This window comes from Citricoccus sp., from assembly GCF_032154715.1.
GTDB lineage: Bacteria > Actinomycetota > Actinomycetes > Actinomycetales > Micrococcaceae > Citricoccus.
Map to the genome: position 1 here is coordinate 1 of NZ_JALDXU010000131.1, position 6887 is coordinate 6887.

12 protein-coding genes are annotated in these 6887 nt (G+C 66.5%); 1 reads left to right on the top strand and 11 read right to left on the bottom strand.

The window, feature by feature from the left end; genetic code table 11:
* Positions 1 to 18: 18 nt before the first annotated feature.
* The 10 genes from RUH65_RS14805 to RUH65_RS14850 form a co-directional block, all read right to left on the bottom strand.
* Positions 19 to 366, bottom strand: coding sequence for a hypothetical protein (locus tag RUH65_RS14805; RefSeq protein WP_313818380.1), 348 nt, complete (start codon positions 364 to 366; stop codon positions 19 to 21).
* Positions 356 to 841 carry a hypothetical protein gene (locus tag RUH65_RS14810; protein WP_313818381.1) on the bottom strand — a complete coding sequence of 162 codons (486 nt, stop codon included), beginning with the start codon at positions 839 to 841 and terminating at the stop codon, positions 356 to 358. Before RUH65_RS14810 ends, RUH65_RS14805 begins: the two co-directional genes overlap by 11 nt.
* Positions 842 to 912: 71 nt before the next feature.
* The gene (locus RUH65_RS14815; protein WP_313818382.1) at positions 913 to 1503 is read right to left on the bottom strand and encodes a sigma-70 family RNA polymerase sigma factor; all 591 of its coding nucleotides are present in this window, start codon (positions 1501 to 1503) and stop codon (positions 913 to 915) included.
* Complete coding sequence (locus RUH65_RS14820) at positions 1481 to 2146, bottom strand: hypothetical protein (protein ID WP_313818383.1); 666 nt, start codon at positions 2144 to 2146, stop codon at positions 1481 to 1483. Before RUH65_RS14820 ends, RUH65_RS14815 begins: the two co-directional genes overlap by 23 nt.
* A gap of 29 nt (positions 2147 to 2175) precedes the next feature.
* On the bottom strand, positions 2176 to 2724 hold the full coding sequence (locus tag RUH65_RS14825; RefSeq protein ID WP_313818385.1) for a DUF6286 domain-containing protein: 549 nt from the start codon (positions 2722 to 2724) through the stop codon (positions 2176 to 2178).
* Complete coding sequence (locus RUH65_RS14830; protein WP_313818387.1) at positions 2721 to 3131, bottom strand: Asp23/Gls24 family envelope stress response protein; 411 nt, start codon at positions 3129 to 3131, stop codon at positions 2721 to 2723. Before RUH65_RS14830 ends, RUH65_RS14825 begins: the two co-directional genes overlap by 4 nt.
* 2 nt (positions 3132 to 3133) lie before the next feature.
* Complete coding sequence (locus RUH65_RS14835) at positions 3134 to 3310, bottom strand: hypothetical protein (RefSeq protein WP_313818388.1); 177 nt, start codon at positions 3308 to 3310, stop codon at positions 3134 to 3136.
* Between the two features lie 60 nt (positions 3311 to 3370).
* Positions 3371 to 3889 (bottom strand): Asp23/Gls24 family envelope stress response protein, encoded by a 519-nt coding sequence (locus tag RUH65_RS14840; RefSeq protein WP_313818390.1) that lies wholly within the window; start codon positions 3887 to 3889, stop codon positions 3371 to 3373.
* Positions 3890 to 4101: 212 nt separating this feature from the next.
* Complete coding sequence (locus tag RUH65_RS14845; protein ID WP_313818391.1) at positions 4102 to 4947, bottom strand: aldo/keto reductase; 846 nt, start codon at positions 4945 to 4947, stop codon at positions 4102 to 4104.
* 51 nt (positions 4948 to 4998) lie between these two features.
* Positions 4999 to 5814, bottom strand: coding sequence for an IclR family transcriptional regulator (locus tag RUH65_RS14850; protein ID WP_313818392.1), 816 nt, complete (start codon positions 5812 to 5814; stop codon positions 4999 to 5001).
* A gap of 167 nt (positions 5815 to 5981) precedes the next feature.
* Between RUH65_RS14850 and aroQ the strand changes: the two genes are divergently transcribed.
* Positions 5982 to 6443 (top strand): type II 3-dehydroquinate dehydratase, encoded by a 462-nt coding sequence (gene aroQ, locus RUH65_RS14855; protein WP_313818394.1) that lies wholly within the window; start codon positions 5982 to 5984, stop codon positions 6441 to 6443.
* A 128-nt stretch (positions 6444 to 6571) separates the two neighbouring features.
* Here the strand turns inward: aroQ and RUH65_RS14860 are convergent, their stop codons facing one another.
* Positions 6572 to 6862, bottom strand: coding sequence for a Dabb family protein (locus tag RUH65_RS14860; RefSeq protein ID WP_313818393.1), 291 nt, complete (start codon positions 6860 to 6862; stop codon positions 6572 to 6574).
* Positions 6863 to 6887: the final 25 nt, after the last annotated feature.

Consider the following 6887-nt stretch of genomic DNA (forward strand, 5'->3'; position numbering starts at 1 on the left):
CCTCCACGCAGCGGCGGGTCAGGACAGCGATTGGACCCGGACGAGGACCTCGCGGCCGGTGCCGGCGTCCTGGAGCGCGGCCTGCACGGCGCCCTGCACCTCGGCGACGATCTGCCACACCGGCCGCAGGACGGTCAGCGCGATCTCCACCACGACCTGGCCGGTGACGGGGTCGATGACCATTCCAAAGCGCACGTGGTCGGTGTGCTGGCGCCGCAGGCGGGCATCCAGTGAGCGCAGGGTGGTCGCGATGCCCGCCTCGATCCCGCGGACGCCGGGAACGGCCTCCACCACGCTGATGAGATCGGCGGCAGTGACCGCTCCCGTGGGGCCTGAGACGGCGGGCAGTTGTGGTTCAGAGCTCATGGAGATCCTCGATGTGGATGTCGACGGGGATGGCGGCGAGGCCGAGGTGGTCGTGACAGGCCGCCGCCGCGGCTGTCCGCACAGACTCGGCCAATTGCCGTAGGTCGGGGCAGCCCAGGGGAACGGAGATCCGAACCCTGATGCGTGTCGGCAGCCCCCGGGTCAGCACGGCACCCGGCGCGTCCGCGTACTCGACGGTGGTGCGCAGGGCGATGACACCGGGGACGGAGTCCACGGCGCGGCGCACCAGGGTGCGCATCGAGAGTTCGGACAGCGTGTACGCGCCGGCCGGGGTGGGCGGCATCTGGACGTGGGCGCCACGGCGGACGTCCGCTCGGACCGCCTCCTTGAGGGAGGACAGCACGGCGGCGGACAGCTGCACGGAGCTGTCACCAGCCTCCTCCAGCTCACGCCACTCGTGGTTGACCGAGCGGATCAGGTCGAGGTACCGCTGGGTGTCCGCGTCATCCTGCACGGCAGGAACTGGCGTTCTGGATGGTTCCGGCATCTCGGGTGGGTTTGCGTGATGGGGATAGTCCACGTGACTCACCTCCATTCTTTCATGCGGTCGATGATGTGGGCCCGGGCCCGGGCGATCCGTCCCCGCACCGTGGGCTCGGTTGCCCCGATCACTGTTGAGATCTCGCTGTAGCTCATGCCATCGATCTCCCGCAAGACCCAGCAGGTCCGCAGGGTCGTCTCGAGTGACTGCAGGACCAGTGCCAATGCCTCCATCTGGGCGTTGACCAACGCTGAACGCTCCGGGCCCTGCCCGGTGCCCGCGGAGGAGCCGGCGAACGGTCGGTCAGATGCCGCCGTGTCCAGGTCCTCCGTCTCCGCGCTGTCCGTCGCCCGGCGGGCCTGCCGGCGCACCACGTCCGTGGCCGCCCGCGTGGTGATCTGTGAGACCCAGGAACCGAAGGCGTTCGGTTCCTCCAGCAGGTGCAGACGGCGCCAGGCCAGCATCAGGGCCTCCTGCACCACGTCCTCCGCATCCATGCGGTCATGCAGCACCATGTAGGCGATGCGGAACAGCCGGCCCTGGTGGTGGTCCACCAGGGCCTCGAAGGCGTCCACGTCCCCGTCCTGCGCTCGCAGCACGAGGACGCGCTGGTCACCGCGGCCCGGGGACGTCATGGGAGTGCCGCAGGGCCGGCGAGCCTGCGGGGCCATCGGCGGGAGCGGGAATCTGTGCGGTCTGCGGTGCTTTGCCAGAACGCAGCCGGACCAGCAGGTCCACGCGCGTGGGTGGGACGCCGAGCACCGTGGACACGTTCTCGGCCAGGTTCCGGCGGACGAGTCCGGCGACCCATCCGGTCTCGGAGTCCTCAGCAACGGTGACGGTCGCCTGAATCCACGGCGCCCCGGCGCTGCCGCCGAGACGGGCGGACCCCTGGACCACCCCGGGCAGGTCCTCCACTGCCTCGACCAGCGCACGCTCCAGGACCTCCGGAGCGAGGGACCCCAGGAGGCGGTCATCCTGATCCGTGATGCGCAGGATACTGCGACTGGGGCTCGACGGGATCTGGCGGACCAGCAGGATGATCCCCGCCACGGTCACCAGCACCGAGAGCGCCAGCACCGCGGGCAGCAGCCAGCCCTGGTGTGCGGAGGTGATCCCCGCAGGAGTCGCCTCCGCTGGCGCTGACCATCGGCTGACCGGTGGCCAGGCACTCTGTACCGCGGGCGAGGCGAAGGCCACCCAGAGGGCGGCAAGGATCATCAGCAGGCCGCCGACCACGAGCGCGGCGCGATTGCCGGCTCCGGAAATGGTACGCATGTCTCTTCCTCTCAACTCAGCTCGACGGGTCAGTCGGTCCGCACGAGGCGAATCTTGGGGCGCAGGTCCCGAACCGGGCTCAACTCCGCGACGGCCTCGTCCACGGCCGCCCGCGCTCGTCGCAGCACGGTCTCGGTATCCTCGATGGGCGTGCGCACGAGCACGTCCAGTCGGTTGCGGTGCAGGGAGACCCGTGCCGCCTGCACACCGTCGACATGCTCGACACTGCGCTGCACCCGGCGGGACAGGTCGCGCCGCGAGACGGCGGTCTGTCCCGGGGTGGTGTCCCCGAGGATCGCCCGACGCGCTGGATCACCCGGCACGATGGCGCTGACTAGCAGGATGAGGCCCACCAGGCCGACGCCTGCCGCCACCATCTGCAGGGGGACGGCGTCGAAGCGGGTCGTCCCGATCGAGTCCATCGCACCGGCGGTTCCCGCCGGCCAGGCTCCGTCGAGCAGGTAGGCACCCAGCAGCCAGATCCCCGCTCCGCCGACGACGACGGCCAGTACGGCCAGCAGAATCAGCGGTACGGAGCGCGGTGGGCGGCGGGTGAGACGGTTGGAAACCACACTCATAGCAACTCCCGCCTCGTGATGCCTGCCGTGTGCAGCCACGACACATCGATCTCCATCCGCCCGACCGCGAGGCCGGTCAGCGACTCCACCTGGGAGCCGACATGCTCGCGCAGACCAGCCAGAGCGGGCCCCAGAGGAGCGGGGAAGGCGAGGCCGACGTCCAGCCGGAGCACCACCGTGACCCCGTAGATCTCGGCCTCGGCCGAGGGGCGTCCCTCGAACTCGCGCCGGGCCCCGATGCCGAGCACGCCACCGGCGGCCGAACCGACGCCGGGCATCTCGAACGCGGCCTGCTCGGCGATGCGGGCGACCACCTTGGCGGGGACCGAGGTGGATCCTCGGGTGGCAGCCGGCGCCGCCGTGGCGGCAGCGGCCCCCGGCTCGGCCCGCTCATCCGTGGCGGCCATGGTCACTTCCTCCACCGGTCGGTCAGGCCGCGGACCTCGATCCGCCCTTCAAGGGTGAGGCCGACGGCATAGCCGATGGCGCCGAACACCAGGACCAGGAAGAACTGACTGAACGTTCCGAACGCGAGAACCGCGCCGAGTGCCAGGCCGACCAGCAGGGCGATGTGGGATGTCTTCATGAGGACTCCTCGATGAGGAGCCGGAGCGAGGGGAAAGCAGCACCCGCCCCGGCTCAGGGATCACTGCAGGTCTGTGGCGCGCGGAGCGGAGGAGAGGTCGTCGTCGGCCTGGGGCAGGTGGACGTCCACCACGTTGATGTTGACCTCAAGCACCTCGAGCCCGGTGGCGGACTCGACCTGGTCGATCACGTTGCGGCGGATGGCGTTGCCGACCTCGACGATCGAGGCGCCGTACTCCACGACGACAGTCACGTCGATGGCGGTCTGGGTCTCGCCCTTCTCCACGCCGATGCCGCCGGCCACGTTGGTCTGGGAGTTGGGGATGCGTTCGGTCACCGCGGAAAACGCGCGACGAGCGGCATTGCCCATGTCATAGACGCCGGGCACCTCGCGGGCGGCCATCCCGGCGACCTTGGCGACGACGGTGTCCTCCAACGTGGTGATGCCCCGCTCGGTCTGCAACGGGCCACGCAGAGTGCGCTCGGCCTGCTGCTCCTGCTTCTGCTCCGCCTGCGCTTCGCGCTTGGCGACCTGGCGCTCCTGCTGGGAACCGGTCTGGGGGATCAAATCGTTCGACATGGCTACTCCTTCGTGGCAGCGCGCCGACTCGGTGCCGACGCCGTCTGATGCAGACATAGTGAAGACGTCATGACATCCAGAAACGTCACGCCTGAAGAATGTAACGCTTGTCACGTTCGATGGAGTACGGCCTTCGGAGGACACGCCGACTGCTCGCAGCAGATGGTCTTCGTTCCAGCTCCTAGGGCAAAGAAGAGCCTCAGACTCGCATCTCAGTGACCGAACTCGTCAGAATCCAGCCGCGGCCCCTCACCGGTGTCCAAGGCATCGATCCTTGCCATCTCATCCTCAGTCAGCGCGAAGTCGAAGAGGTCGAGGTTCTGCCGCTGGCGCTCCTCGTTGGCAGAACGAGGCACCACTATGCGCCCTTGCTGAATATGCCAGCGGAGGGCAACCTGCGCCGGGGTGCGGCCCACCCGATCGGCAGGGTCAACCAATTCGGCGAGTTTCAGCACCTCACTGCCGCGGGCAAGCGGGCTATAGGCAGCCGTGACCACACCAGACGCGGCATTGAACCGCTCCACGCCCCGCTGTGCGTGCTCAGGATCCACTTGGACTTGATTCACAGGCGGAACCATCCCGGCGTCCAAGACCCGCTGGAGTTGTGCCGGCTTGAAGTTGGAGACGCCCCACGAACGGACCAGACCGGTCCCCACCAGGTCGACCAGCGACTCGCAGGTCTGGACATAGAGATCCTGCGCGGGGTTCGGCCAATGAATCAGGAAGAGATCGAGATAGTCCAAACCCATGCGTTCCAGGGCACGCTCCGCTGACCGGCGCACCGTTGCGGCGTCACCGTGCGAATCCTTGTTGAATTTGGTGGTGACGAAAACGTCCTCCCGCGGCACGCCCGACTCCCGAACGGCCAGCCCCACAGCATCCTCGTTGCCGTAGTTCTCCGCGGTGTCCACATGGCGGTACCCAAGCCCCAAGGCACGGGTGACCGACACCGTACATTCAGGTCCCGTGAGGGGCCAGGTCCCGAACCCCACGACGGGGATATCGACGCCTGCCACACCGGAACCCTTGAGCGTCACGTGCAGGGCATTGTTGTTCATGTCTGATTCCCTTGAGGCTTCGTTGACTGCAGGACTGGGTTTGTGCGTGACTCAGGCGTCGGCCGAGCCGAATCGATGACGTTTCAGCGTGGACTCCCGGACGTGGTCATCCCGGAACACAGTGGCCAACTCCTGGGCTGCCTGGCGGAGATCGGGAAGCATTGCCACGCAACTCTCCCGGTCGAGCCGAGCACTCGGACCGCAGAGGTTCAAGACGCCGACCCCTTCCTCGCCTGGTGCCAGGACGACAGGTACAGCAATGGCAGCGACGCCCAGCTCAAAGAGATCTGCCACATATCCGAAGCCGAGTTCCCGGGCCTCATGCAGCAACGCGAGATACTCGGTGCGTGTCCTCGGTGCGCTGGGGGTGTACTCATCCAGCGCGGGGTAGCCCTGGCGCTCAACCAATTCCACGGCTCTCTCGTCTGTCATAGTGGACAGCCACGCCAGACCACTGGCGGAGCAGGAGAGCTTCACCTCCTGGCCATCGTCCGGATCGAACCGCAGGACGAACTTGCTGACTTCCCTTTTGGCCACCCAGACCAAGGTGGATTCATCGACAATCCCCAACCGGGACAGCTCTCCGGATGTGGCGGAAAGCCGGTCCAGGAACGGCTGCGCCAGGTCAACCAATGGAATCGTCGACAGGTGACGCTGGCCGAGGGACACCAGCTTCAAACCCAGGATGTACTTGCCCGTCTCCGAGTCCTGGCGGACATATCCCAGCTCCACCAATTCACTCACGGCCCGGTGAGCGGCACTCTTGACCACGTCGAGTCGCGTGGCAAGGTCTTTCAGCGCCATCCCCTCCGGCAGGCCGCTCAACAGCTGCAGGATGCCGAGCCCCCGACCAATCGCAGTAGACACGTCCCATCCCCTTTGCTCGCGCCGAGGAAGGTGCTCTCCGGCATGGAGTTCCGCACGCAGACTAGCCGCAGCCGATCACGGACTCCAACATAACATATTTGGAACGCCATTCCAGTTTTAATGCTAGCGTGAGGATCTGCATACCCTGACGAAAGGCCGTGAGAGAAATGCCCACTTCCCGTCCCAAAAATGAGACAGTCTTCGTCCTGAACGGGCCCAATCTGAACCTGCTCGGAATTCGGGAACCGCAAACCTATGGATCGGCCACCCTGGCGAACGTGGAGCAGCTCTGCCGAGAACGCGCTGGCGAAGAGGGGCTGAGTATCGAGTTCCGGCAGACCAATCACGAAGGCGTGATGATCGACTGGATTCAAGAGGCACGAGAGAACGCCGCCGGCATCATCATCAATCCAGCGGGGCTCACCTCCACGTCTATTGCCACGCTCGACGCACTGCTGGCCGTCTCGCTGCCCGTCATCGAGGTTCACGTCACCAACATCCACCGTCGCGAAGCGTTCCGGCACTTCTCCTACATCTCGCAGGCGGCCACCAGTGTCATCGCCGGCGCAGGACCTCACGGCTATCAGCTTGCACTGAGCCACATGGCCCGACTGGTGCGCGCTGACTGATCAGACCCGCTCTTGGGTCGCGCCGACATACCGCGGCGTGGCACCTCAGTAGAACCCAGTTGAACGTCCACCGCAGCCGGGACCGGTCTTACCGGTCCCGGCTGCAACATTTTCCTTCTGTGCGGGGCTCAGATCTCGAAGTCGGCCATGGCCAGGTGTTCCTTGACCGGCCCGGAGACCGCCAGGACCTCATCGTGCTTCGGATGACGGGAGTAAGCGTCGAGGTCCTCGAGGGACTCGAAATCGGCAACGAGCCCGACGTCGTAGGACGACGGCCCCCGAAGGACGTCTGTGCCGATGCTCAGGGCCTTGACCTGGGGAATGCTCCGCGGCAGGTCCCTGACCATCTCGATCCAGTCCTGGCGCTGTTCCTGCGTGAATTCCGGCTTGAAGCGGAACACGGCGACATGTCTGATCATGGGTGATCCTTTCGTCACGGCGTTT

Excerpts from the sequence above, each read along its gene's own strand:
- RUH65_RS14820 (WP_313818383.1), bottom strand. The coding sequence starts at position 2,146 with ATGCGTACCATTTCCGGAGCCGGCAATCGCGCCGCGCTCGTGGTCGGC.
- aroQ (WP_313818394.1), top strand. The coding sequence starts at position 5,982 with ATGCCCACTTCCCGTCCCAAAAATGAGACAGTCTTCGTCCTGAACGGG.
- RUH65_RS14805 (WP_313818380.1), bottom strand. The coding sequence starts at position 366 with ATGAGCTCTGAACCACAACTGCCCGCCGTCTCAGGCCCCACGGGAGCG.
- RUH65_RS14860 (WP_313818393.1), bottom strand. The coding sequence starts at position 6,862 with ATGATCAGACATGTCGCCGTGTTCCGCTTCAAGCCGGAATTCACGCAG.
- RUH65_RS14835 (WP_313818388.1), bottom strand. The coding sequence starts at position 3,310 with ATGAAGACATCCCACATCGCCCTGCTGGTCGGCCTGGCACTCGGCGCG.
- RUH65_RS14815 (WP_313818382.1), bottom strand. The coding sequence starts at position 1,503 with ATGACGTCCCCGGGCCGCGGTGACCAGCGCGTCCTCGTGCTGCGAGCG.
- RUH65_RS14845 (WP_313818391.1), bottom strand. The coding sequence starts at position 4,947 with ATGAACAACAATGCCCTGCACGTGACGCTCAAGGGTTCCGGTGTGGCA.
- RUH65_RS14825 (WP_313818385.1), bottom strand. The coding sequence starts at position 2,724 with ATGAGTGTGGTTTCCAACCGTCTCACCCGCCGCCCACCGCGCTCCGTA.
- RUH65_RS14840 (WP_313818390.1), bottom strand. The coding sequence starts at position 3,889 with ATGTCGAACGATTTGATCCCCCAGACCGGTTCCCAGCAGGAGCGCCAG.
- RUH65_RS14830 (WP_313818387.1), bottom strand. The coding sequence starts at position 3,131 with ATGGCCGCCACGGATGAGCGGGCCGAGCCGGGGGCCGCTGCCGCCACG.